Genomic DNA, 25,081 nt, shown 5'->3' with positions numbered 1-25,081 from the left:
TCTGCGATGGTGCAGTTCGACGGTTTGCGCCCGGCCAGGCTCAAGGTGGGGATCATCTCCGCGGGCCGGGTAGGAACCGCATTGGGCGTCGCGCTGGAGCGCGCCGACCACGTCGTGGTCGCCTGCAGCGCCATTTCTCACGCGTCCCGGCAGCGGGCGGCGCGCCGGCTGCGCGATACCCCGGTGCTGGCGCCGCCGGACGTCGCCGCCGCCGCCGAGCTGCTGCTGCTGGCGGTTCCGGACAGCGAGCTCGCGGGCCTGGTGTCCGGCCTGGCCGCGACGTCGGCGGTGCGGCCCGGAACGATCGTGGCCCACACCTCCGGCGCCAACGGCGTCGAGGTCCTGGCGCCGCTCGCCCGCGAGGATGGCGGCGGCTGCATCCCGCTGGCGATTCACCCGGCGATGACCTTCACCGGCTCCGACGAGGACGTCAGCCGCCTGCCCGACACCTGCTTCGGCATCACCGCCGCCGACGACGTCGGGCAGGCGATCGCGCAGTCGCTGGTGCTCGAGATGGGCGGGGAGCCGTTCTGCGTGCGCGAGGAGGCGCGGGTCCTGTATCACGCCGCCCTGGCCCACGCCGGCAACCACATCGTGACCGTGGTCGCCGATGCGCTCGACGCGTTGCGGGCGGCGCTGCGCGGCAGCGAGCTCCTTGGCCAACAACTCGTCGAGGATGCGCCCGGCGGCATCGCCGAACGGATCGTCGGGCCGCTGGCCCGGGCGGCGCTGCAGAACACGCTGCAACGCGGGCAGGCCGCGCTGACGGGCCCGGTCGCCCGGGGCGACGCCGCCGCCGTCGCCGCGCATCTGGCCGCGCTGCACCGGGTCGACGGGGAGTTGGCCGAGGCCTATCGGGTGAACGCGTTGCGGACCGCGCGGCGCGCACACGCGCCCGCCGACGTCGTCGAGGTGCTGACGGCGTGACGCAGAAATTCGAACCCGGCGTGCTCAACCTGTATTCGGTTCCGCGCGATGTCACCGAGGTGAGCCGCGCGCTGCGGCACACCGGCCGCCGCGTGATGCTGGTGCCGACCATGGGCGCGCTGCACGACGGGCACCTCGCCCTGGTCCGCGCCGCCAAACGGGTCCCCGGCTCGGTGGTCGTGGTGTCGATCTTCGTCAACCCGCTGCAATTCGGGGCCGGCGAGGATCTCGACACCTACCCGCGGACCCTGGACGACGACCTGGCGTTGCTGCGCGGCGAGGGCGTCGAGATCGTGTTCGCGCCGACCGCCGCGGCGATGTATCCGGACGGGCTGCGCACCACGGTGCAGCCGGGTCCGTTGGCCGCCGAACTCGAGGGCGCGGCCCGGCCAACGCATTTCGGCGGCGTGCTGACGGTGGTGCTCAAGCTGCTGCAGATCGTGCGCCCCGATCGAATCTTCTTCGGCGAGAAGGACTATCAGCAGTTGGTGATGATCCGGCAGATGGTGACCGACCTCAACGTCGGCGTCGACGTGATCGGGGTTCCGACGGTGCGCGAGTCCGATGGGCTGGCGATGTCGTCGCGCAACCGCTACCTGGATTCGGTGCAGCGCGAATTGGCCGCGACGCTCTCGGCCGCGCTGCTGGCCGGGATGCACGCCGCGCCGGCCGGCGCGCCGGCAGCGCTGACCGCGGCCCGCGCCGTGCTCGACGCCGTGCCCGCGATCAGCGTCGACTACTTGGAGCTGCGCGACCCCGGGCTGGGTCCCGCACCGACCGAGGGACCCGGCCGGCTGCTGGTCGCCGCCCGGCTGGGAAAGACCAGGCTGCTGGACAACATCGCAGTCGAGCTAGGGGCTCTATCGCCGGCACCCGTGGGGCCGGACGCGAAAGATATTGCTCAATCACCTTGGAGGAACTGATGTTACGGACGATGCTGAAATCGAAGATCCACCGCGCCACGGTCACGCAGGCCGATCTGCACTACGTCGGCTCGGTGACCATCGACGCCGACCTGATGGACGCCGCCGACCTGCTCGAGGGCGAACAGGTCACCATCGTCGACATCGACAACGGCGCCCGGCTGGTGACCTACGCGATCACCGGTGAGCGCGGCAGCGGGGTGATTGGCATCAACGGCGCCGCAGCGCATCTCGTTCATCCCGGCGATCTGGTGATTCTGATCGCCTACGGAACCATGGAGGACGCCGAGGCCCGCGAGTACAAGCCGCGGATCGTGTTCGTCGACGCGGACAACAAGCAGATCGACCTGGGCAGCGATCCCGCCTTCGTCCCGGACTTTGATCTTGCAGCGGCCGAGCTGATGAACCCCCGCATGGGTGCACGGTAGCCGTGCTGCTGGCGATCGACGTCCGTAACACCCACACCGTCGTCGGGTTGCTGTCGGGCTCCAAGGAGCACGCAAAGGTGGTGCAGCAGTGGCGGATTCGCACCGAACCCGAAGTCACCGCCGACGAACTTGCGCTCACCATCGACGGGCTGATCGGCGACGATTCCGAGCGGCTCAGCGGCGCCTCCGCCCTCTCCACGGTTCCGTCGGTGCTGCAGGAGATGCGGGTGATGCTCGACCAGTACTGGCCGTCGGTGCCGCACGTGTTGATCGAGCCGGGCGTGCGCACCGGCATTCCGCTGCTGGTCGACAACCCCAAACAATTGGGCACCGACCGGATCGTCAACTGCCTGGCCGCATTTCACCGGTTCAAGTCGGCCGCCATTGTCGTCGATTTCGGGTCGTCGATCTGCGTGGACCTGGTGTCGGCCAAGGGCGAATTCCTCGGCGGCGCCATCGCGCCCGGGGTGCAGGTGTCGTCGGATGCCGCGGCGGCCCGGTCCGCGGCGCTGCTTAACGTCGAATTGGCCCGGCCCCGCTCGGTGCTCGGCAAGAACACCGTCGAATGCATGCAGGCGGGTGCGGTGTTCGGCTTCGCCGGGCTGGTCGATGGGCTGGTCGGGCGCATCCGCGAGGACATCGACGGCTTCGCCGGCGACGACGTCGTGGTCGTGACCACCGGGCACACCGCGCCGCTGCTGTTGCCCGAGCTGCGCACCGCCAACCACTACGACCCCCACCTGACCCTGCACGGCCTGCGGCTGGTCTTCGAACGCAACCAGGACTCGCAGCGCGGCCGGCTGAAGACGGCGCGCTGAGCCCGTCGTCGAGAATCAATCCGCACTCGACGCCACCCGCAAACGCCGGGGTCAGTTCCTTTAAGCTGGCACGTCGTGAGTGACGCCGATCCCGACCTTCCCGAGCAGTTCCAGATCCGCCGGGAAAAGCGCGCTCGCCTGCTGGCCGAGGGGCGCGACCCTTATCCGGTCGCGATCCAGCGGACCCACACCCTGGCCGAGGTCCGGGCCGCCCACCCCGACCTGGAGATCGACACCGCGACCGATGACGTCGTCGGCGTCGCCGGCCGGGTGATCTTCGCGCGCAATTCGGGAAAGTTGTGCTTCGCCACGCTGCAGGACGGCGACGGCACCAACCTGCAGGTGATGATCAGCCTCGACAAGGTCGGCAAGGAAGCGCTGGACGCGTGGAAGGCCGACGTCGACCTTGGCGACATCGTTTACGTGCACGGCAATGTGATCAGTTCACGCCGCGGTGAGCTGTCCGTGCTCGCCGACGAGTGGCAAATGGCCGCCAAGTCGTTGCGGCCGCTGCCCGTCGCGCACAAGGAGATGAGCGAAGAATCGCGGGTGCGGCAGCGGTATGTGGATCTGATCGTTCGCCCGCAGGCGCGAACGGTGGCCCGCCAGCGAATCGCCGTGGTTCGGGCCATACGCAACGCGCTGGAACGGCGCGGTTTTTCCGAAGTCGAAACGCCTATGTTGCAGACGTTGGCCGGGGGCGCGGCGGCCCGGCCGTTCATCACGCATTCCAATGCGCTTGACATCGATCTCTACTTGAGGATCGCACCGGAACTGTTCCTCAAGCGCTGCATCGTCGGTGGTTTCGACAAGGTCTTCGAACTAAATCGGGTGTTCCGAAACGAAGGCACCGATTCGACGCATTCTCCCGAATTTTCCATGCTGGAGACCTACCAGACCTACGGCACCTATGACGATTCGGCAGTCGTAACCCGGGAGCTTATTCAAGAGGTGGCCGATGAGGCGATCGGGACGCGACAACTGCCGTTGCCGGACGGCAGTGTGTACGACATAGACGGAGAATGGTCGTCGCTACAAATGTATCCGTCGGTGTCGGCGGCGCTCGGTGAAGAGATCACCCCCGAGACATCTGTTGAACACCTGCGCTCAATTGCGGACCGACTGGGCATCGAGATTCCGGACAACCGCGGGTACGGGCACGGCAAGCTCGTCGAGGAACTGTGGGAGCACGCGGTGGGCAACACCTTGACCGCGCCCACCTTCGTTAAGGATTTCCCAGTCGAGACAACGCCTTTGACTCGCCAGCACCGCAGCATCCCGGGTGTGACCGAGAAGTGGGACCTCTATGTGCGCGGCGTCGAACTGGCCACCGGCTACTCCGAATTGAACGATCCGGTGGTGCAGCGTGAGCGCTTCGCCGAGCAAGCGCGCGCCGCGGCCGCCGGCGACGACGAGGCGATGGCACTCGACGAAGATTTTCTCGCCGCCCTCGAGTACGCGATGCCGCCGTGCACCGGAACCGGAATGGGTATCGACAGGTTGCTGATGACTTTGACCGGGCTCTCAATTCGGGAGACAGTTTTGTTCCCGATTGTTCGACCACACTCCAACTGAACTTGTGCATGATCTGCTCGGATTGAGTATTCTGCGGACATATGGCAGATTGGTCTGCGGGGAGTCAATCCAAGTTGCTGGGCTGCAAGGCAGAAACGCGAGGGTGAGCTAATGGCGAAAAAAGTGACCGTCACCTTGGTCGATGATTTCGACGGGGCGGGCGCCGCCGACGAAACGGTCGAATTCGGGCTTGACGGGGTGACCTATGAGATCGACCTTTCTTCAAAGAATGCCGCGAAACTTCGCGGCGATCTGAAGCAATGGGTGGCGGCCGGCCGGCGTGTCGGCGGTCGGCGGCGGGGGCGTTCGGGTGGCGGCCGCGGCCGCGGCGCGATCGACCGCGAGCAAAGCGCCGCGATCCGGGAATGGGCCCGCCGCAACGGGCACAACGTGTCGACTCGCGGCCGCATCCCGGCCGACGTGATCGACGCCTTCCACGCGGCGACCTAGCGGGACCACCGACCGGCGTCCGGGCCATCGGGTCCGGGCGCCGGTGCTTTATTTGGTTTTTCACTGGTGGCGAACGGCTCGCCGGTGATCAGGGAAACGATTCGGCGGTTTGCTCCGTTGTCAGGAACAGGTCGGCGCAAGTTAGGAACCGTAGCGCGCCGACCATTACAGTGGACACCAGCCGGTAGTGAGGTTGTACCGATGGCGAGGAAGAGCAGGTAAGCCGATGTTCGAGAGATTTACCGACCGTGCCCGCAGGGTGGTCGTTCTGGCGCAAGAAGAAGCCAGGATGCTCAACCACAACTACATCGGCACCGAGCACATCCTGTTGGGTCTTATTCACGAGGGCGAGGGCGTCGCCGCCAAGTCGCTGGAGTCGCTGGGGATCTCGCTCGAGGGCGTGCGCAGCCAGGTCGAGGAGATCATCGGCCAGGGCCAGCAGGCGCCGTCGGGGCACATCCCGTTCACCCCGCGCGCCAAGAAGGTTCTCGAGCTGAGCCTGCGTGAGGCGCTGCAGCTCGGCCACAACTACATCGGCACCGAGCACATTTTGCTCGGCCTGATCCGCGAGGGTGAGGGCGTGGCCGCTCAGGTGCTGGTCAAGCTCGGCGCCGAGCTGACCCGGGTGCGCCAGCAGGTGATCCAGCTGCTGAGCGGCTACCAGGGCAAGGAGGCCGCCGAGGCGGGCACCGGCGGGCGCGGCGGCGAGTCCGGTTCGCCTTCCACGTCCCTGGTTCTCGACCAGTTCGGCCGCAACCTGACGGCCGCCGCCATGGAGGGCAAGCTGGACCCGGTCATCGGCCGCGAAAAGGAAATCGAGCGGGTGATGCAGGTCCTGAGCCGGCGCACCAAGAACAACCCGGTGCTGATCGGCGAGCCCGGCGTCGGCAAGACCGCCGTCGTCGAGGGACTGGCGCAGGCCATCGTGCACGGCGAGGTCCCCGAGACGCTCAAGGACAAGCAGCTCTACACCCTGGACCTGGGCTCGCTGGTGGCCGGTTCGCGCTACCGCGGTGACTTCGAGGAGCGCCTGAAGAAGGTGCTCAAGGAGATCAATACCCGCGGCGACATCATCCTGTTCATCGACGAGCTGCACACGCTGGTCGGGGCCGGTGCCGCCGAGGGCGCGATCGATGCGGCGAGCATCCTGAAGCCCAAGCTGGCCCGCGGCGAGCTGCAGACGATCGGCGCCACCACGCTCGACGAGTACCGCAAATACATCGAGAAGGACGCGGCGCTGGAGCGCCGCTTCCAGCCGGTGCAGGTGGGCGAGCCGACGGTGGAGCACACCATCGAGATCCTCAAGGGCCTGCGGGACCGCTACGAGGCGCACCACCGGGTGTCGATCTCGGATGCGGCGCTGGTGGCCGCGGCCACCCTGGCCGACCGTTACATCAACGACCGGTTCCTGCCGGACAAGGCGATCGACCTGATCGACGAGGCGGGCGCGCGGATGCGCATCCGCCGGATGACCGCGCCGCCAGACCTGCGCGAGTTCGACGAGAAGATCGCCGAGGCGCGCCGGGAGAAGGAATCGGCGATCGACGCCCAGGACTTCGAGAAGGCCGCCAGCCTGCGGGACCGGGAGAAGACCCTGGTCGCACAGCGCGCCGAACGCGAAAAGCAATGGCGTTCAGGCGATCTGGACGTGGTGGCCGAGGTGGACGACAACGAGATCGCCGAGGTGCTGGGCAACTGGACCGGCATTCCGGTGTTCAAGCTCACCGAGGCCGAGACCACGCGCCTGCTGCGCATGGAGGACGAGCTGCACAAGCGGATCATCGGCCAGGTGGATGCCGTCAAGGCCGTCTCCAAGGCGATCCGCCGCACCCGCGCCGGGCTGAAGGACCCGAAGCGGCCGTCGGGCTCGTTCATCTTCGCCGGCCCGTCCGGTGTCGGTAAGACCGAGCTGTCCAAGGCGTTGGCCAACTTCCTGTTCGGCGACGACGACGCCCTCATCCAGATCGACATGGGCGAGTTCCACGACCGGTTCACCGCGTCGCGGCTGTTCGGTGCCCCGCCCGGATATGTCGGCTACGAGGAGGGCGGCCAGCTCACCGAGAAGGTGCGGCGCAAGCCGTTTTCCGTGGTGTTGTTCGACGAGATCGAGAAGGCGCACCAGGAGATCTACAACAGCCTGTTGCAGGTCCTCGAGGACGGCCGGCTCACCGACGGCCAGGGCCGCACGGTGGACTTCAAGAACACCGTGCTGATCTTCACCTCCAACCTGGGCACGTCCGACATCTCCAAGCCGGTCGGGCTGGGCTTCTCGCAGGGTGGCGGTGACAACGACTACGAGCGGATGAAGCAGAAGGTCAACGACGAGCTCAAGAAGCACTTCCGCCCGGAGTTCCTCAACCGCATCGACGAAACGATCGTCTTCCACCAGCTGACTCGCGACGAGATCATCCAGATGGTGGACCTGATGATCGGCCGGGTCGCGGCCCAGCTCAAGAGCAAGGACATGGCCCTGGAGCTGACCGACAAGGCCAAGTCACTGCTGGCCAAGCGGGGCTTCGACCCGGTGCTGGGTGCCCGCCCGTTGCGGCGCACCATCCAGCGCGAGATCGAGGACCAGCTCTCCGAGAAGATCCTCTTCGAGGAGGTCGGACCGGGACAGATCGTCACCGTCGACGTGGACAACTGGGACGGCGAGAGCGCCGGCGAGGACGCGGTGTTCACGTTCGTCGGAACGCGCAAGCCGCCGGCCGAGCCGGACCTGGCCAAGGCCGGTGCGCACAGCGCCGAGGGGCAGAGCGCCAACTAGCGAAAAGGAGTCGAACGTGGCCAAAGCGAGGAGCTCGGTGACGACAGCACCTCGATCGGTTGACCTGTCCGTGGCTAGTGCCGCGCTTTGGTTGGCGGCGACTGTGTTCCTGGCGTTGTTGGCGCTGTACTTCGTCGGCGTCGACCAGGGCGCGGTGTCGTTGTTCGGCAGCGACTCCCACGTGCACGAATTCATGCACGACGCAAGGCATCTGCTCGGGTTCCCCTGCCACTGAGTTATCCGACGTGGAGAGGCGTCTGATCGCACGCGGTCTCCTGGCCGGTTTAATGGGCGCCGTGGTGTCGTTCGTGTTCGCCCGCCTGTGTGCCGAGCCGATCATCGGGCGCGCCATCGCGTATGAGGACGGCCGCACCGCCGCCGAGCGGGCGCCGGGTGTGCACGAACACGGAGCCGACCTGTTCACCCGCGGCGTGCAAGCCAACGCCGGACTGGGTTTCGGTGTGCTGCTTTTCGGATTGGCGATGGGCGCGCTGTTCGCGGTGCTGTTCTGTGTGGTGTTCGCGCGCGCCGACAACCCTGCGCCACAAAGCATTTCGAGGCTTTCGTTGCTGCTCGCCTCTGGCGTCTTCGTATCCGTCTATTTGGTGCCGTTTCTGAAGTATCCACCCAACCCGCCGGCCGTGGGTCAGGCGGACACGATCGGCATGCGCACCGGTTGGTATCTCGTCGCTGTGCTGGTGTCGGTGGCACTGACGATTGCGGCGGTGCGACTGGCGCGGCGGCTCAGCACCCGCGTCGGTGCATGGAACGCCGGCGTGCTGGCGACCGCGGCCTACGTGGTGGTGGTCGCCGGGGTGTACGCGTTGCTGCCCGACGTGGCGGAGACGCCCCAACCGCTGCGTGACGCCGCGGGCGTGATCAGCTACCCGGGCTTTCCCGCCGACGTGCTCTACGAGTTCAGGTTGGTTTCGCTGGCTACCCAGCTCCTGCTGTGGGTGACCATCGGTCTGCTGTTCGGGAGGCTGGCGGGCCGGCTGCTGGGGGAGCGGGCATCGAGCATCACCGCGTGACGGGGCCATGACCGAGCTCGTCCGGCTGACCTTGGTGTCGCACGCGATGACCGACGCCATGGCGGCCGCGCGGTTCTCGGCCGACGAGCCACTCAACGACAGCGGGTGCAGGCAAGCGGCGGTGGGATTTGAAATCAAAAGCGGCACACGCCAACTCACCGCACCCGAGCGGCGGGCTCGGCAAACCGCCCAACTGCTGGGGTTACGGCCGGTCATCGAGCCACGGTTGGCCGACCTGAATTGCGGACGGTGGCGTGGGCGCGCGCTCGACGATGTCCCGCCCGCCGACCTGGACGTCTGGCTGACCGATCCACGTCAGGCGCCGCACGGCGGTGAGTCGATCGCCGACCTGGTCGACCGGGTGGCGGCGTGGCTGGCATCGCTTTCCGACAACGCCTCGCGCACGGTCGCCGTCACCCACCCCGCCGTCATCCGCGCGGCGATCCTAACCGCCCTTGGCGCATCGCCAAATGCGTTCTGGCGCATGGATATTAAACCGCTGAGTCGCACCGTCCTACACCGGCGCGGATCGGGCTGGACGCTTCGAATCTAGCGATCACCCGTGCTCGATCGGTGTCGTTGGTCCGGGCAACCCCGCTGAACCCGCGTGCTGCAGCCCTCGATTGATTTCGCTGAGAAGCGAGTCGGCGGGTGGGACTTCCTGCGAGCAGTTGCAGGTGAGGCCGCCAAACATGTCCTGGTCGGAATCGAGCGCGGTTTCAGCGACGGCGGGTGCTGCTGCTCCGATACAAACGCCGACCGCGATCGCCACGGTTCCCAATCCATTCGCGAACATAGGCGTCACGGTACTTTCGCCGCCGGTCGCGCTTCAAGCGATTCGCCGACTTGCATGCAGAACCCATAGCTTTGTGTTTGAGACCGCTATGCATGCGGCGCGATCAGCGCGAAGTCCTGCTTGGCCACCTGCAGCATCCAACTGGTCACGGTGGGCCCGTGATCGCGGGGCCAGTTCAGCTGGAAGCTGACCACCCACGGTTGCTGGGTCTTGTCCACGGCGTACCAGCTAAAGGTCAAATCACCGGGCAGACCGCCGGCTTTGGCTGCGATGTAAGGCCATTCGTCGCGATCCAGCTGGATGCCGGGCACGGCGGACAGGATCTGTTTGACGGGCGCGGCCGGGCCGACCGCGTCGGCTTGCAGCGCCGAATGCACCCGGCAGATATCCTCGGCGCTGCCGTACCACTCGACGCCGTACGTCGAGGCCGGGATGTGGGCGCGCGTTGGATCGGGCTGATAGGGAGTGGAATTCGCCTGCTGCAGCAGCTGGGCCCGGACTTGCGGAGACCTATCATGCTGGGCCTGCCGCCACTGGCTCCGCAGATCCGGTTGGCCCCAACCAATGGAGAACAGCTCGTACATCGTCGGGAAGGGTGTCATGCTGCCCGGATCGTGATGGCCCGCCGTGGCGAGCGCCTCCTCGACGGCGTGCGCACCCAGCCGCCCGATCAGCAAGTCGGTCGCCATGTTATCGCTGGTGGCAATCATCTTTTCGGCGGCGGTGCGAACCGACACGTGCGCGCCGGGCGGCAGCGCCAAACCCGAGGACCCAACGGCTTGGCTCTTCTCGGTGACCGTTAGTTGATCGTCCCAGGAAACCGTGCCGTCGCGGACCGCACCCGCCAGGGCGTGCAGCACGTACAACTTGAAAATCGATGCCAGCGGCAGGGATTCGCCGGCATTGGTGCCCTTGACGGGGTCGCAACGACCCTGGTCGACCTTGGCCACCTGGTAGGAGTAGCGGGCGCCCGTCTTGCTCAAGACGGCGTCGAGGTCGTGCCAAGAGTTGACCAGCGGTGGCTGTGTCTCGACGTCGAAGCGATCGACCCAGCCACCGTCGTCGGTGTGTATCCGGATGTCTTGTCGCGCACCGTAAGACGAGATCAGGTGCAGCGTGGCCACGCTGGCCGAGATGTCCACATGATCGAGCGTGAAGGGACGGTCCCACCACAGCCCCTCCATGGTCTTCACCACAGACTCGACCTTGTCGGGGATGGCCAGGGTGCCGACCCCGACCGGGCCGATGGGCCAGTCCGAGTTGAGCATGTCCATGGTCTGCTGTGCCCGCAGACCCGGGGGAGTGCCCTTGTCGATCCGCGGGCCCGCGTCGGCCGCATTCGCGTGCGGGGTAGGCGAGGACGCGCAACCCGGTATCAGGGCCATGACCAGCGCCACGCCGGCGGCCAGCACCAGCACATGGCGCCACATCGGGCGCCGGCTACCCCGTCTTGCCGGCGCCGGCAACGTCCATCACAACTTCGAATTCCAGCAACGACGCCCCGGTTGCCACGGGATTGGCCCGGATCCCGGCGTGGGCCTCGATCGCGGGCCCGGTCGCCCACGCCTGGAAGGCCTCTTCGGACTCCCAGTGCGTCACCACGAAGTAGCGGTCTTCCCCCTTGACCGGACGCAGCAGCTGAAAGCCGAGGAAGCCCGGAGAGTTTTCGACCGCGTGCGCGCGGTGGGCGAAGCGCTTCTCCAGCTCCGGGCCAGCGTCGGCGGGTACTTCGATTGCGTTGATCTTCACCACTGGCATTCCGCTAGGTTACCGTGCCACCCAGGATGACTGGTATGCCCACCGACCTGTTGACCCGGCGCGGCGGCCACGGTGAGCCATTGATTCTGGTGCACGGGCTGATGGGCCGGGGCAGCACCTGGTCGCGTCAGCTACCCTGGCTGACCAGGCTGGGCACGGTGTACACCTACGACGCACCGTGGCATCGAGGCCGCGACGTCGTCGACCCCCACCCGATCAGCACCGAGCGCTTCGTTTCGGACTTGGCCGACGCGGTGACCTCGTTGGGCGCGCCGGTCAGGCTGGTCGGGCATTCGATGGGCGCGCTGCATTCGTGGTGTCTGGCCGCGGAGCGTCCCGAGCTGGTTACGGCGCTGGTGCTCGAGGACATGGCGCCGGACTTTCGCGGCCGCACCACCGGGCCGTGGGAACCGTGGCTGCACTCCATTCCGGTCGAATTCCATTCCGCCAAGGACGTATTCGATAAATTCGGGGACGTCTCGGGGCAGTATTTCCTGGATGCCTTCGACCGCACTCCCACCGGCTGGCGGCTGCACGGTCACACGTCGAAATGGATCGAGATCGCCGCAGAATGGGGTACCCGCGATTATTGGGACCAATGGTCGGCGGTGCGGGCGCCCTCGCTGCTGATCGAGGCCGGCATCTCGGTGGCGCCGCCGGGGCAGATACTGGAAATGAGCAAAACCGATTCTCCGACAACGTATTTGCACGTTCCCGAGGCCGGCCACCTCGTCCACGACGAAGCGCCGCGGGTATACCGGCGGGCCGTCGAGTCCTTTTTGGCACCGCGCTGATACCTCGGGTCACCGATGCGCTGTGACCGCTGGGATGTCTAGCCGGGCTGGCCGTCCTCGCCGGGCGCACCGGGCGTTCCGTCGTTTCCGGCGATGCCGTCGGGGTCTCCTGTGCCCGCGACGCCGCCGCCACCGCCCGCGCCGGCGGCCCCACCCGTCCCGAATGGGCCTGGGGCGGGGCCGCTTCCGCCGTTCCCGCCGTTTCCGCCGTTTCCGCCGTCGGCGCCGTCGGCGCCGTTGCCGCCGGGGCCCTGCGCGGAGTTCCCGCCGGTCCCGCCGGCCGAGCCCTGACCACCCGCCCCGCCTTGACCGCCCGAGCCGCCGACCGCCGCGCCGGCGCCGCCGTCGCCACCGGTACCCCCGTTGGCGGCCGCGCCGGCGGCCCCGCCGGAGCCGCCGTAGGTGTTCACCCCGGGCCCGGCCGCGCCGCCGTCGCCGCCCCGGCCGCTGCTCCCGGCGTCGCCGCCCGCCCCGCCGGCGCCGCCGGATCCGCCGGATTCGCTGGCCTGCCCGCCCCGGCCGCCCGCCCCGCCGGCGCCGGCGTTGCCGCCCGTCCCGCCGGTACCGCCATTGCCGCCGTCGCCGTCGACACCGGTGGCGGCAGTGCCGCCGGCTCCCCCGGCGCCGCCGGTCCCGCCTGCCGCGCCGGCTCCGCCGGCTCCGCCGGTGCCGTCGACGCCGCCGGCCTGACCGCCGGCGCCGCCGGCCCCACCCGCGGCGGCATCGCCGCCGGCCCCACCGGCTCCGCCGGTACTCAACGACATCTGGACGGCGCCGCCGGATCCGCCGGCGCCGCCGGCCCCGCTGGAGCCGCCCTGGCCACCCGAGCCGCCGACACCGTCGGTCCCGATCGCTGCGCCGCCGGCGCCGCCGGCCCCACCCGCCCCGGCGCCGCCGCCGACACCGCCGGCCCCGCCGGTGCTGAACAAACCGACGGTCGCGCCCCCGGCGCCGCCGGCGCCGCCCTGACCGCCGGCCCCGCCCTGACCACCGTCGCCACCGGCGGTCGTGTCGCTCCCGCCGGCGCCGCCGGCTCCGCCCTGGCCGGCGGCGCCACCGCCACCGCCGAGACCACCGGCCGCGCTGTGGCCGGTGGCCGCGCCGCCGGCCCCGCCGGCGCCGCCGTTACCGCCGTCACCCCCGGCCCCGCCGGCTATCCCCGCGCCGGTGGCGTCGCCGCCGGCCCCGCCGGCCCCGCCCTGCCCGCCGAGCCCCCCGTTGCCGCCGGCCCCGGCGACGATGCCGTTACCGGCCAGCGCTCCGGCGTCACCGCCGGCGCCGCCCTGACCGCCGCTACCACCGGCGTCGCCATCGGTTGGGCTGGCCCCGGAGGCGCCGGCGGGACCGGCAGCGCCGGCGCCACCGTTGCCGCCGTTGCCGCCGTTGCCGACCAGCCCGCCATCGCCGCCCGATCCGCCGGCGCCGCCGTCGTTGCCTGGGGTGGTGGCGTTCGCGCCGTCCCCACCATTGCCGCCGTTGCCGCCGTTGCCGGGCGTGCTGCCGGGTTCCCCGACGTGACCGATGACACCGCCGGTGCCGGTGCCGCCGGGCAAGCCGCCGGCGCCGCCGGCCCCGCCGACGCCGGGATCACCGCCATGGCCCCCGTCGCCCCCGTGACCATCGCCGCCACCACCGAACGTGCCGGCCGCGCCGTTCCCGCCGTCGCCCGGCGCGCCGCCCACGCCACCGGTGCCGCCCGCCCCGCCGTCGCCGTTGACCCCGACGGCGCCGAAACCCAGTGCGGCGCCGCCATTTCCGCCGGTCCCCCCGGCACCGCCGACGCCCCCGGCGCCGCCGTCGCCCGCGTCGCCGCCGGCCGCACCGGCGCTCGAAGCATCCGCGCCGGCCCCGCCGGCCCCGCCGGCCCCGCCGGTCCCACCGACGCCACCCGTCCCGCCGGCCCCGCCGTTGCCGAGGAGCAGGCTGCTGTTACCGCCCCTACCGCCGGGGCCGCCCACCCCGCCCGCCAAGCCGGCCGAGCCGTCGGTGCCGGGGAAGCCCGCAGCGCCGTCGGAGCCGGGCGTGCCGGGCCCGCCGGTTCCGCCGACGCCGCCGGCCCCGCCGTTGCCGAACAGCCAGCCCACGGCGTCGCCGCCGGGGCCGCCGGCGCCGCCGTTCTGGCCTAAACCGCCCGCCCCGCCCGCGCCGCCGGTGCCGCCAATGCCCATCAGGAAGCCGCCGTTGCCGCCGTCCCCGCCCGGAGCGCCGTTGGCCCCGGCGCCGCCGGTGCCGCCATTGCCGACCAGCCCGGCGGCCCCGCCGAGACCGCCCTGACCACTGGCGGCGGTGCCGCCGGGGCCGCCGTTGCCGAACAACAGCCCGCCGGGGCCGCCGGCGGCCTGCAGGACGGTTCCGCCGCTCACCCCGGGGGCGCCGTTGCCGAGCAAATCCCGCCCGATCAACAGTTGGCCGATCGGGTTGATGAACGTGGCGTCGACGAATTCACCGACCCGGCTGGTGATCCAGGCCTGCCCGATGGTGTAGGTCGGCTGGTAGATCAACGAGTTGAAGACACCGGCGAGCGTCAGATCCGACAGCGCCGAAGCATTCGCGGCCTCGGCGCCGGCGTAGGCGCTCGCGGCGGTGTCGAGGGCCCGGACGAACTTGGCGTGATAGGCCGCCGCGTCTTGGTTGATCCGTTGATACTCAACGGCATAGCTGGAGAACACGGCCGCGATCGCGCTCGACACCTCGTCCTGGGCCGCGGCCAGGATCCCGACGGTCGGGGCGGCCGCCGACGCATGCGCCCCGGCCAGGGCCGACCCGACGGCGGCCAAATCCGTTGCGGCACAAGCGATGATGTCTGGTACGGCGAACATGGCTAGTGTCTCTGTCCGGTGAGCCCGCGGGCGATCCACAGCGCCACCGCCATGATCGTCAGGGTGGGGTTGGAGCCGCTGGAGGTGACGAACACGCTGCTGTCGGCGGCGTAGACGTTGTCGAGCTGGTGCAGCTTTCCGTTCGCGTCGACGACGCTTGTTCGCGGGTCCACTCCCATCTGCATCCCGCCCATGGTGTGCTCGCCGGTTGGGGGCGCAACGCCGCCGAGCGACGTCGCCAAGGCCTGGGGGACCGCCGCGAACAGCTGCGCGCCCGACGCCCCGCACATCGCGGCGACCAGCGGCACGAAAAAGTCCTGCGAGATCTTCTCGAATTTGCCGATCTGGTAAGTGATTCGGGGCGCGGGCTGCCCGTTGATGTCCTTGACCGTCGGGTCGAGAGTGACGTTGTTGGTCAGGTACGGCATGTCGGTGGCGAAACAGTCGACGCCGGCCAGCCGGTCGCGCAGCAGCGAGATGCGCATCAGCTCCTTGAACGGCCCGCCGAAGAACTGGATGCCGGGCAGCAGCCCCAGGATCAACTGGTAGTAGTTGGCCTCCGCGATCGGAAACTGGCTTCCGCCAAGCTCGCACAGGCCGGCACGGATGTAGGGCAGTCCGGCCAGCCGTGCGGCCGCCCGGGCCCCGGGGAAATCGGGATCGTTAAAATCGAACACCACCTGCGTGCACGCCCGGCCCTTGTAGGCGTGCACTCGCTGATTGAGGAAGACGGCGAAGCCGTCGTAAAAGTTTTGGAACATAATCCGTTTGCCGATGCGGGCATAAGGGTCGGGAAACTCCGAAAGCAGCGCCAGATGCGAGCTCAAGATCGCCGAGCAGGCGAGCACGATGATGTCGGCGGTGTCCCCGCCCTGCTGGCCGGAAGCGTCAACGTAGGTGACGCCGGTGGCCTTCCGGCCGGTGTAGTCGACCTTGAGGACCTGGGTAAGCGGGCGCAAGTTCACCCGCCCGGTCTGCAGCGCGCGCCGCAGCGCGACGAGGTTGACCGGCTTGGCCGAGACCGGGCACCCGTAGCCGGAGCAGAACCCGCAGTTGTTGCACACCGGGCTGCCGTTGTATTCAACGGTGTTGGCCGCCATCGGGAAGTAAAAGGGATGCAGCCCAACACGTTTGGCGCCCGCGGCCAACAGCATGGACGAACGCATCTGCGCCCCGGGCGGCATTGGATAGGGCTTCTCCTGCGGCTGGTGCTTCAGGACGTTGGCCGGTATCGACCCGACATCACCCTGCACCCCGATCAGGTCCTGGATCTCGTCGTAGTACGGCGCGATGTCGCTGTACTCGAAGGGCCAGTCCGCCATGTCCGCACCGGGCACCGGGCCGAGCAGCGACAGCCCCTTGAAGTCGATGTCCCACAATCGGGTGCACTTGGTATCCGAGTGCGGGAACGTGCCGCCGACCTGATTGGAAAGGTCGTTGACATCGCCGACGTAGGTGTTGGCCGCGACCTGACTGGCGTTCTTGCGGAAGGTGCGCGGGAAGGCGATCGGGTCCGGCTGCTCGAAGTAGCGGTAGATCCCTTTGAGTTCGTCGTTGGAGTGCACCGTCGGGAAGGGCCCGTTTCCGGCCAGGTTGTTGTAGTAGTTCGGGCCCTTCTCGAATATCTCTACGTTCCAACCGGCTTCGGCGAGCACCATCGCGACTATCGAACCGCCGGCGCCTGAGCCGACGATGATCGCCTTACCCGGCATTGACGCCGCCCGTTCCGCCCATCTTGGCGATGGCCTGCTGCCAGCCACCGCGCAGCAGCACCTCGATGATGCCGGTGCTGTCGGCGACGTCCCACTCGGGCGCCTCGACCTCCGCGTCGGTGTAGCCGCGCGGCTCGTTGTCGCCCGGGAATTTGATGTCTTGCCAGCCAACGAGATTCGCGTTGCCGCCGTACTCCGGGACGGAGTACATCGCCTCGACGGTGTGACCGAACAGCAGCTTGGTGAACGACAGCGCCTTGCCGTGACCCAGGATCAGGTCCTGACGCACCCTGTTCACCGTCGTGAAGTCGCCGCCGGCCTCTTGGTCAAGCAGCGCGATGCCGTTGGTGTACTGCTGGCGGTAGCCGGCGATGCGCTGCTGCCACCCGTAGGTCTGGGCGCGGTCGAGCGGGACGAACTCGGCCATGAAGTCCTGGCTGCCGCCGGCGCGGTTGCTCCACGGCCCGCCCGCGTGCACCCGGGGCGGCGAGAACGAGAAGGCCGACAGCATGGTGTCCAGGAAGCGGACCACGTTGGCCTCGGCCGCACCCGGGCTGCCGTGCTGCAGCAGGTGGTCTTCCGGGCCGGGGATCAGGCGGCGGGTAGCGGCGTCGAGCACCGCCGCCTGGTGCGCGGTCAGGAATCGGTACCCGGTGTCCGCCGAGACGGGCGGGAAGACGTCCGGCATGGTGGCCGCCAGCGGCAGCAGGCCCAACCCGCCCAGCACCGTGCGCCGTGACACCGGCGCCGTGCCGAATTCGTGGGCGGCCTTTGCGCTGCTCACGGCCGGAGTATGACGCAAATGCGACGCTCACCTCGGTATGCGTGCGCAGCGGCGTGTCGAGCGGGGGGCGCCCGGCGCGACAACGCCAGCACAATTTGATAAATTCTTCAATCGTTCGAAACAAGGAATTCAGAAAGCTTCAGGAGGTTCGCGAGCCGTGACGGAACCCCTGTACAAGGTCAAGGCCGAGTTCTTTAAGACGCTGGGACATCCGGCGCGGATCAGGATCCTCGAGCTCCTGGTCACGGGAGACAAGACGGTCGCCGAGCTACTGCCCGAGGTCGGACTCGAGTCGTCCAACCTGTCCCAACAGCTGGGCGTGCTGCGCCGGGCCGGGGTGGTCGACGCTCAGCGGGACGGCAACACGATGAACTACTCGATCGCCTCGTCGGACATCGCCGAACTGCTCGGCGTGGCCCGCAAGGTTCTCACCGGGGTGCTCAGCGATCGCGTGGCCGTGTTGGAAGGGCTGCGCGGGGGCACGGTGTGACGTCGATGGGCTGGATTGGCAAGATTTTCGGGGTCGGTCGGATCGCCGAAGCCGCGGCACCCGCGCCGCAGCCGGTGATGAAACCCGTTGCGGGAGTGCGGGGTTCACTTCAGATACGGCATGTCGACGCCGGTTCGTGCAACGGGTGCGAGGTCGAGATCTCCGGTGCTTTCGGTTCGGTGTATGACGCCGAGCGGTTCGGTGCACGGCTGGTGGCGTCTCCGCGGCACGCCGACGCGCTGCTGGTGACCGGCGTCGTCACGCACAACATGTCCGGCCCGCTGCGCGCCACGGTCGACGCCACCCCGCAACCGCGGGTCGTGATTGCCTGTGGGGACTGCGCGCTGAACAAAGGGGTGTTCGCGGACGGCTACGGGGTGGCCGGCGCGGTCGGGGATTTGGTGCCCGTCGACGTCGAGATCCCCGGCTGCCCACCAACACCGAGCGAGATCGTCGCGGCGCTGCGGTCGGTGACGGGCAAGTGACCACCCAGACCCTGCTCAGCGAGACTCCAATTCCATTACACCGCAACGATTTCAGCTGCCCCGCCGCGGGCGTGCTGACGTCGCTGCTTGGTGCGGGCGGAGTGTGGGCCGGCGCGCTCGGGATGTTCGGTTCGCCTCGCGCGATCGGCGTCGCGTGGTTGCTACCGCTGTCGGGAGTGCAGCTGGGACTCGATCGCTTGGGCGGCTTCTTCATGGCCCTCACCGGCGCGGTCGCGTTGGCCGCCGGCCTGTACCTGATCGGCTATGCCCGGCGCGAGCATCTGGGCCGCCCCGCGCTGGCCATGGTGCCCACGTTCGTCGCGGCCATGCTGCTGGTGCCCGCCGCGGCTTCGGTGTCGACGTTCCTGCTGGGGTGGGAGTTGATGGCCGTCACCTCGTTGGTATTGGTCCTGACCGAGCACACGCGCCCGCAGGTGCGCTCGGCCGCGCTGCTGTACGCGGTGATGACCCAGTTGGGCTTTGCGGCCATCCTGATCGGGCTGATGGTGTTGTCGGCCGCCGGCGGCGCGGACCGGTTTGCCGACCTGCACCGCGTGCCGCCGGGCGCGTGCACCGCGGTCTTCGTGCTGACGATGGCCGGGTTCGGGTCGAAGGCCGGCTTGGTGCCGCTACACGCCTGGTTGCCGCGCGCTCACCCCGAGGCGCCCACGCCGGTGTCGGCGCTGATGAGCGCGGCGATGGTCAACCTGGGGATCTATGGGATCTGTCGTTTCGATCTGCAGCTGCTTGGGCCGGGTCCGCGATGGTGGGGACTCACCATGATGGTCGTCGGCGCGGTGTCGGCGCTCTACGGCGTGGTACAGGCTTCGGTGGCCACGGATCTCAAACGGCTGCTTGCCTATTCGACAACCGAGAATCTCGGCTTGATCACGCTGGCGTTGGGAGCCGCGACCCTGTTCGCGACGTTCGGTGCGCACGGTCCGGCGACCATCGCCGCGGCCGCGGCGGCGCTGCATCTGGTCGCGCACGCGGCGTTCAAGAGCCTCGGGTTCCTGGCGGCCGGCTCGGTGCTGACCGCAACCGGGTTGCGCGACCTCGATCGGCTCGGCGGCCTGGCTCGCCGGATGCCGGCGACCACCACCCTGTTCGGGGTTGCCGCGCTTGGCGCCTGCGGGCTTCCGCTGGGCGCCGGCTTCGTCAGCGAGTGGCTGCTGATCCAGGCGCTGATTCACATGGCGCCCGGCCACGCCACGCTGCTGGCGCTGACCACGCCGTTGGCGGTCGGCGTCGTCGCGCTCACCACGGGTCTGGGCGTGGCCGCCATGGTCAAGGCATTCGGGATCGGGTTCCTGGCCCGGTCGCGCAGCGCGCAGGCCGCACAGGCGCGCGAAGCGCCGGGCACCATGGTGGCCGGCATGGTCATCGCGGCGGCGGCCTGCGTGCTGCTGGCGGTGGCGCCGTCGATCGTCGCACCGGCGTTGCGCCGTGTGGTCGGCGCGCTACCGGCGGCCCGCGCCGAATTCATCGACTTCGGCGCGGTGGTGCGCCTGCCCGGTTTGCACAGTTCGATCGCGCCCGGGGCGATCGCCGTCTGCCTCGCCCTGGCCACGGTCATGGCGGCCGCGCTGGCGACATGGCGACGGTGGCGGCGACCGCCGCCCACCTCGCTGCCGCTATGGGCCTGTGGCGCAGACGATCTCACCCCACGCATGCAGTACACGGCCACCGCGTTCGCCGAGCCGCTGCAACGGGTTTTCGACGACGTCCTGCGCCCGGACACCGATATCGAGGTCACGCACACCGTCGAGTCGCGGTACCTGGCGGACAAGATCGTCTACCGCAGCAGAATCGCCGACGCCATCGAGGAGCGCTGCTACACGCCGCTGGTCCGGCTGATGGCAGCCGCGGCGGAAATGGTTCGGCGGGCGCATAACGGCCGCGTGCACGTGTACCTGGCCTACGGTGCGCTCGGTGTGCTCGTCGTGCTGGTGGTGGCGCGATGAACATGCTCTCCTACGTCGCGGGCGCGGTGCAGATCGGCATCGTGATGGCCGGGGCACCGCTGGTGGTCGGCCTCACCCGTCAGGTGCGGGCGCGCTGGGAGGGCCGCGTCGGCGGCGGGCTGCTGCAGCCGTGGCGCGACATCGTCAAACAGCTTGGCAAACAACGGATTACCCCACATGGCACGACGGTGGTGTTCGCGGCCGCGCCCGCCGTCGTCGCCGGATCGGCGTTGCTCATCGCCGCGATCGCGCCGCTGGTCGCGACCGGATCCCCGCTCGACGCCAGCGCGGATCTGTTCGCCGTCGTGGGCCTGCTGTTCGTCGGCACCGTCGCACTGACCCTGGCCGGCATCGACACCGGCACCTCGTTCGGCGGCATGGGAGCCAGCCGCGAGATCACCATCGCGGCGCTGGTCGAGCCCACAATTTTGTTGGCCGTTTTCGCGCTGTCCATCCCGGCGGGATCCGCCAATCTCGGTGCGCTGGTGGCGCATACGATCGATCACCCGGGGCAGGTGGTGTCGCTGGCCGCGGTGCTGGCCTTCGCCGCGCTGGTCGTCGTGATCGTCGCCGAGACCGGCCGGTTGCCGGTGGACAACCCGGCCACCCATCTCGAGCTGACGATGGTGCACGAGGCGATGGTCCTGGAATATGCCGGCCCGCGGCTGGCGCTGGTCGAGTGGGCGGCCGGCATGCGGCTCACGGTTCTGCTGGCCTTGCTGGCAAACCTGTTCGCGCCGTGGGGAATCGCCGGCGGCCAGCCCGGCGCGGTCGACATCGTCGTCGGCGCCGCCGCGGTGGCGGCCAAGGTGACCCTGCTGGCGGCAATGCTGGCCACCGTAGAGGTGTTCGTGGCGAAGCTGCGGCTGTTCCGGGTGCCCGAGCTGCTGGCCGGGTCCTTTCTGCTCGCGCTGCTCGCGGTCACCTCGGCCAACTTCTTCGCGGTGCCGGCATGACCTACGACACCTTCACCGTCCTGGTCGACCTCGCCGCCGGCGGGCTGCTGCTGGCCGCGGTGTTGATCGTGTGGCGGCGCGACCTGAAAGCGGTCATCCGGCTGCTGGCGTGGCAGGGGGTCGCGCTGGCCGCCATCCCGATGCTGCGCGGTGTGTACGACGGTGATCGCGCGCTCATCGGCGTCGGTGTCGCCGTGTTGGTGCTGCGGACCGCCATCCTGCCGAGGCTGCTGGCCCGTGCCGGCGGCGGCAATGTGCAGTTCCACCGCGAGGCCACCCCGCTGGTCAATACCGCGACCTCGCTGCTGGTAACCGCGGTGTTGACGCTGGCCGCCTTCGCCGCCGCCCGGCCCCTGGTGGACCTGCAGCCGGCGGCATCGACCAACGCGGTGCCCGCCGCCACCGCGGTGGTGTTGATCGCGCTGTTCGTGATGGTGACGCGCCGCCACGCCATATCGCAGGCCGCGGGATTTCTCATGTTGGACAACGGAATTGCCGCGACCGCATTCCTGCTCACCGCGGGCGTGCCGCTGATCGTCGAACTGGGTGCCTCCCTGGACGTGCTGTTCGCGGTCCTGGTGATCGGCGTTCTGACCGGGCGGGTCGCCCGCGCCTTCGGGGGCGCCGACCTGGACGCGCTGCAGGAACTGCACGACTGATGGCCGGCCTGTTGCTTGCTGCCATCCTCGCACCCATCGGTGCGTCAGTCGCCACCGCGATCGCCGGATGGCGCCGTGCGACCGCGATCGCGATCGTCCTTTCCGCGGTGACGGTGCTCGGCTGCGGCGTGGCGTTGGGGACGCATGTCGGCTCGGGGGCGCGGTTCGCGTGGGGTGGACTGCTGCGCGTCGACGCGCTCACCGTCACCATGCTGATCGTCATCGGAATCGTTGCGACACTGGCCACTTGGGCCAGTATCGGCTACGTCGACACCGAACTCAGCCACGGCCACACCGACGCGCGCGGCGCGCGAGGATACGGGGCGCTGACGGCCGCGTTCCTGGCGGCGATGGTTGTTGCGGTGTGCGCCAACAACATCGGCGTGACCTGGGTTGCCATCGAAGCCACCACGGTGATCACCGCCTTCCTGGTCGGGCACCGTCACACCCGCGGGGCGCTGGAAGCGAGCTGGAAATACGTCGTGATCTGCTCGGTCGGCATCGCGATCGCCTTTTTGGGCACGGTGCTGCTGTACTACGCCGCCGAACATGCCGGCGCGCCCGCCGCCGCCGCCCTGAATCTCGACGTCTTGACCGCGCACGCGCACGGGCTGCATCCCGGCACCACCCGCCTGGCCGGCGGGCTGCTGCTGATCGGCTATGGCGCCAAGGCCGGCCTGTTTCCGTTCCACACCTGGTTGGCCGACGCCCACGGCCAGGCCCCGGCCCCGGTTTCGGCGCTGATGAGCGGTGTCCTGCTGGCGGTGGCCTTTTCGACGGTGATCCGCATCAAACCCGTTGTCGACACCGCGACCGGACCGACCTTCATGCGGTCGGGGCTGCTGGTGATCGGGCTGGCGACCCTGGTCATCGCGGCCCTGATGCTGACCGTCACCTCCGACATCAAGCGGATGTTTGCCTACTCCTCGATGGAGAACATGGGCCTGATCGCGATCGCGGCGGCCGCCGGAACCACGCTGGGGATCGCCGCGCTGCTGCTGCACGTGCTCGCTCACGGGATCGGCAAGACGGTCCTGTTCCTGGCCGGCGGCCAGCTGCAGGCCGCGCACAACTCGACCGCGATCGCCGACATCACCGCCGTGCTGCGCCGTTCGCGGCTGATCGGTGTGTCGCTTGCCGTCGGCGTGATCGTGCTGCTCGGATTGCCGCCGTTTGCGATGTTCGCCAGCGAGCTGGGGATCGTCCGCTCGCTGGCCGGCGCCCGGCTCGGCTGGGCCCTCGGCGCGGGGATGCTGATGATCGCGGTCGCCTTTGCCGCGTTGGCGCGCAACGCGGGCCGCATGCTGCTGGGCGGTGGTGGCGGCGCACCGCCCATCGCGGTGCCCCGCACGGTGGCGGTGGCGCTGGCCATCGGGGTCGTGGCTTCGATCGCCCTGGGCATCAGCGCCGGCCCGCTCGCCGGTCTGTTCACCATGGCGGCCGCCAGCGTCGGGGCCGCGCCGTGAGCGTCGACGTGTTGCGTCACGGGGTGTCTCAGGACGAGCTGACCGCGGCGACAGCAGACCTGCTGCGCAACGGGTTTCGGCTGGGCCTGGTGGCCGCGCACGCCGACGACGATGCTTTCCGGATCGTCCACCTGTTCCTCGCCGGCTGGCCCGATCGGCGCGTCGAGATCGAATGCGTTGTCCCCGAACTCGATCCGACGATTCGCTCGCTGACCCAGCTCTCCTTCGCCGCCGGTCGATTCGAGCGCGAGATGGCGGACCTGTACGGCATCACGCCCATCGGGCATCCCAAGGCGCGCCGGTTGGTGCGCCACGCCCACTGGCCCGAGCAGTGGTATCCCATGCGCCGCAACGCCGGTCCGATGCCCGAATTCAATGGTTCCGCCCATTTCCCGTTCGTCACGGTCGAGGGGCCCGGGGTGTACGAGATCCCGGTCGGGCCCGTGCACGCCGGATTGATCGAACCCGGTCACTTCCGCTTCTCCGTCGCCGGCGAAACCGTGCTGCGGCTCAAGGCCCGGCTCTGGTTCGTCCACCGGGGCGTGGAGAAGCTCTTCGAGGGCCGCCGCGCCGACGGCGCGGTGGAGTTGGCCGAACGCGTCAGCGGTGATACGTCCGTCGGGCACACGCTTGCGCACAGCCTCGCCGTCGAAGACGCGCTGGGCGTGCGGCTTCCCGAACCGGCACATCGGCTGCGGGCCCTGCTCGTCGAGCTGGAACGGCTCTACAACCACGCCACCGACCTGGGCGCGCTGGCCAACGACGTCGGATTCGCCCTTGCCAACACGCACGCCCAACGCATACGCGAGCAACTGCTGCGGCTCAACGCCGCGGTTACCGGACATCGCTTGCTGCGCAACTCAATCCGCCCCGGTGCGGTCACCCTGCAAGGACTGCCCGATCCCGCGGAGCTGCGTTCGATCGCCGCCGACGTCGCCGAGCTCGCCGAACTGACCCTGCGCAACACCGTGGTGTACGACCGATTCGCCGGCACCGCCGTCCTGCACGCGCAGGACGCTCACGACCTCGGCTGCCTCGGCTACGTCGCGCGCGCCAGCGGTATGCGCGCCGACGCCCGCCTCGAACATCCCACCACCGCGCTGCCCGTCACCGAGGTCGGCGCAACCGCGGGCGACGTGCTGGCTCGCTACACGGTGCGGCGAGACGAATTCGCCGCCTCCGTCGAATTGGCCTGCAACCTGATCGAATCCCACAGCGGCCCAACAACATACACTGAAAACCTGCCATTGCGACGCGAAGCAAGCAGCGGCATCGGCATCGTCGAAGGCTGGCGCGGGACGATCGTGCACCGCGTCGAAGTCGACGCGGACCAGAGGATCACCCGCGCCAAGATCGTCGACCCGTCCTGGTTCAACTGGCCCGCGCTGCCCGTCGCGATGGCCGACACCATCGTCCCGGACTTCCCGCTGGCCAACAAAAGCTTCAACCAGTCTTACGCCGGGAATGATCTTTGAGATC

Annotated in this window: 24 protein-coding genes; 18 read left to right on the top strand and 6 right to left on the bottom strand. The window is 69.2% G+C overall.

Going from position 1 to position 25,081, the window contains the following annotated elements; all coding sequences use genetic code 11:
- The first annotated feature begins 6 nt into the window (after positions 1-6).
- The 10 genes from G6N66_RS24600 (at position 7) to G6N66_RS24555 (ending at position 9,472) form a co-directional block, all read left to right on the top strand.
- Positions 7-927, top strand: a complete 921-nt coding sequence (locus tag G6N66_RS24600; RefSeq protein ID WP_085235321.1) for a Rossmann-like and DUF2520 domain-containing protein — start codon at positions 7-9, stop codon at positions 925-927.
- The gene (gene panC, locus G6N66_RS24595; protein ID WP_085235320.1) at positions 924-1,850 is read left to right on the top strand and encodes a pantoate--beta-alanine ligase; all 927 of its coding nucleotides are present in this window, start codon (positions 924-926) and stop codon (positions 1,848-1,850) included. The genes G6N66_RS24600 and panC overlap by 4 nt, the downstream gene beginning before the upstream one ends.
- The gene (gene panD, locus G6N66_RS24590; RefSeq protein WP_085235319.1) at positions 1,850-2,278 is read left to right on the top strand and encodes an aspartate 1-decarboxylase; all 429 of its coding nucleotides are present in this window, start codon (positions 1,850-1,852) and stop codon (positions 2,276-2,278) included. Before panC ends, panD begins: the two co-directional genes overlap by 1 nt.
- Before the next feature lie 2 nt (positions 2,279-2,280).
- Positions 2,281-3,096 carry a type III pantothenate kinase gene (locus G6N66_RS24585; protein ID WP_085235318.1) on the top strand — a complete coding sequence of 272 codons (816 nt, stop codon included), beginning with the start codon at positions 2,281-2,283 and terminating at the stop codon, positions 3,094-3,096.
- Between the two features lie 75 nt (positions 3,097-3,171).
- Positions 3,172-4,671, top strand: a complete 1,500-nt coding sequence (gene lysS / locus G6N66_RS24580) for a lysine--tRNA ligase (RefSeq protein ID WP_085235317.1) — start codon at positions 3,172-3,174, stop codon at positions 4,669-4,671.
- A gap of 111 nt (positions 4,672-4,782) precedes the next feature.
- Positions 4,783-5,121, top strand: coding sequence for a histone-like nucleoid-structuring protein Lsr2 (gene lsr2, locus G6N66_RS24575; protein ID WP_085235316.1), 339 nt, complete (start codon positions 4,783-4,785; stop codon positions 5,119-5,121).
- A gap of 226 nt (positions 5,122-5,347) precedes the next feature.
- Complete coding sequence (clpC1, locus tag G6N66_RS24570; protein WP_085235315.1) at positions 5,348-7,888, top strand: ATP-dependent protease ATP-binding subunit ClpC; 2,541 nt, start codon at positions 5,348-5,350, stop codon at positions 7,886-7,888.
- A 37-nt stretch (positions 7,889-7,925) separates the two neighbouring features.
- Positions 7,926-8,123: a CbtB domain-containing protein gene (locus G6N66_RS24565; protein ID WP_085235339.1), complete on the top strand. Its 198-nt coding sequence runs from the start codon at positions 7,926-7,928 to the stop codon at positions 8,121-8,123.
- A 10-nt stretch (positions 8,124-8,133) separates the two neighbouring features.
- Positions 8,134-8,919 carry a CbtA family protein gene (locus G6N66_RS24560; RefSeq protein WP_085235314.1) on the top strand — a complete coding sequence of 262 codons (786 nt, stop codon included), beginning with the start codon at positions 8,134-8,136 and terminating at the stop codon, positions 8,917-8,919.
- Positions 8,920-8,926: 7 nt separating this feature from the next.
- The gene (locus G6N66_RS24555) at positions 8,927-9,472 is read left to right on the top strand and encodes a histidine phosphatase family protein (RefSeq protein ID WP_085235313.1); all 546 of its coding nucleotides are present in this window, start codon (positions 8,927-8,929) and stop codon (positions 9,470-9,472) included.
- Positions 9,473-9,475: 3 nt separating this feature from the next.
- Here the strand turns inward: G6N66_RS24555 and G6N66_RS29805 are convergent, their stop codons facing one another.
- The 3 genes from G6N66_RS29805 to mhuD all read right to left on the bottom strand — a co-directional run bounded on the left by G6N66_RS29805 (position 9,476) and on the right by mhuD (position 11,473).
- Positions 9,476-9,691 carry a hypothetical protein gene (locus G6N66_RS29805; protein ID WP_139825437.1) on the bottom strand — a complete coding sequence of 72 codons (216 nt, stop codon included), beginning with the start codon at positions 9,689-9,691 and terminating at the stop codon, positions 9,476-9,478.
- A gap of 110 nt (positions 9,692-9,801) precedes the next feature.
- Positions 9,802-11,145, bottom strand: coding sequence for a serine hydrolase (locus G6N66_RS24550; protein WP_085235311.1), 1,344 nt, complete (start codon positions 11,143-11,145; stop codon positions 9,802-9,804).
- Between the two features lie 10 nt (positions 11,146-11,155).
- Positions 11,156-11,473: a mycobilin-forming heme oxygenase MhuD gene (gene mhuD, locus G6N66_RS24545; RefSeq protein ID WP_085235310.1), complete on the bottom strand. Its 318-nt coding sequence runs from the start codon at positions 11,471-11,473 to the stop codon at positions 11,156-11,158.
- A gap of 26 nt (positions 11,474-11,499) precedes the next feature.
- Between mhuD and G6N66_RS24540 the strand changes: the two genes are divergently transcribed.
- Positions 11,500-12,267 (top strand): alpha/beta fold hydrolase, encoded by a 768-nt coding sequence (locus G6N66_RS24540; protein WP_139825436.1) that lies wholly within the window; start codon positions 11,500-11,502, stop codon positions 12,265-12,267.
- Positions 12,268-12,305: 38 nt separating this feature from the next.
- On the opposite strand, the gene G6N66_RS24535 is transcribed toward G6N66_RS24540, so the two are convergent.
- Genes G6N66_RS24535 through G6N66_RS24525 form a run of 3 tightly spaced genes read right to left on the bottom strand, consistent with a single transcriptional unit; the run spans position 12,306 to position 17,582 of the window.
- The gene (locus G6N66_RS24535) at positions 12,306-15,086 is read right to left on the bottom strand and encodes a PE family protein (protein ID WP_163645917.1); all 2,781 of its coding nucleotides are present in this window, start codon (positions 15,084-15,086) and stop codon (positions 12,306-12,308) included.
- Between the two features lie 2 nt (positions 15,087-15,088).
- The gene (locus G6N66_RS24530) at positions 15,089-16,798 is read right to left on the bottom strand and encodes a GMC oxidoreductase (RefSeq protein WP_085230958.1); all 1,710 of its coding nucleotides are present in this window, start codon (positions 16,796-16,798) and stop codon (positions 15,089-15,091) included.
- Positions 16,788-17,582, bottom strand: a complete 795-nt coding sequence (locus G6N66_RS24525) for a gluconate 2-dehydrogenase subunit 3 family protein (RefSeq protein WP_085230959.1) — start codon at positions 17,580-17,582, stop codon at positions 16,788-16,790. The genes G6N66_RS24530 and G6N66_RS24525 overlap by 11 nt, the downstream gene beginning before the upstream one ends.
- Before the next feature lie 157 nt (positions 17,583-17,739).
- Between G6N66_RS24525 and G6N66_RS24520 the strand changes: the two genes are divergently transcribed.
- The 7 genes from G6N66_RS24520 to G6N66_RS24490 are packed head-to-tail and all read left to right on the top strand — an operon-like array spanning position 17,740 to position 25,077.
- Positions 17,740-18,072, top strand: a complete 333-nt coding sequence (locus tag G6N66_RS24520) for an ArsR/SmtB family transcription factor (protein WP_085230960.1) — start codon at positions 17,740-17,742, stop codon at positions 18,070-18,072.
- Between the two features lie 5 nt (positions 18,073-18,077).
- Positions 18,078-18,557, top strand: coding sequence for an NADH-quinone oxidoreductase subunit B family protein (locus tag G6N66_RS24515; protein ID WP_085230987.1), 480 nt, complete (start codon positions 18,078-18,080; stop codon positions 18,555-18,557).
- Between the two features lie 29 nt (positions 18,558-18,586).
- A complete protein-coding gene (locus G6N66_RS24510) occupies positions 18,587-20,521 on the top strand; it encodes a proton-conducting transporter transmembrane domain-containing protein (RefSeq protein WP_232079554.1) in 1,935 nt (644 codons plus the stop codon).
- Positions 20,518-21,477, top strand: a complete 960-nt coding sequence (locus tag G6N66_RS24505; protein ID WP_085230961.1) for a respiratory chain complex I subunit 1 family protein — start codon at positions 20,518-20,520, stop codon at positions 21,475-21,477. Before G6N66_RS24510 ends, G6N66_RS24505 begins: the two co-directional genes overlap by 4 nt.
- Complete coding sequence (locus G6N66_RS24500; RefSeq protein ID WP_085230962.1) at positions 21,474-22,136, top strand: hypothetical protein; 663 nt, start codon at positions 21,474-21,476, stop codon at positions 22,134-22,136. The genes G6N66_RS24505 and G6N66_RS24500 overlap by 4 nt, the downstream gene beginning before the upstream one ends.
- Positions 22,136-23,602 (top strand): proton-conducting transporter transmembrane domain-containing protein, encoded by a 1,467-nt coding sequence (locus G6N66_RS24495; RefSeq protein ID WP_085230963.1) that lies wholly within the window; start codon positions 22,136-22,138, stop codon positions 23,600-23,602. The genes G6N66_RS24500 and G6N66_RS24495 overlap by 1 nt, the downstream gene beginning before the upstream one ends.
- The gene (locus tag G6N66_RS24490) at positions 23,599-25,077 is read left to right on the top strand and encodes a hydrogenase large subunit (RefSeq protein WP_085230964.1); all 1,479 of its coding nucleotides are present in this window, start codon (positions 23,599-23,601) and stop codon (positions 25,075-25,077) included. The genes G6N66_RS24495 and G6N66_RS24490 overlap by 4 nt, the downstream gene beginning before the upstream one ends.
- Positions 25,078-25,081 lie beyond the last annotated feature (4 nt).

Origin of the sequence: Mycobacterium conspicuum, assembly GCF_010730195.1 — a bacterium.
GTDB classification, from domain to species: Bacteria; Actinomycetota; Actinomycetes; order Mycobacteriales; family Mycobacteriaceae; genus Mycobacterium; species Mycobacterium conspicuum.
The sequence above is the reverse complement of the archived record's forward strand: the minus strand, read 5'-3'. Positions and strand labels throughout refer to the sequence as shown.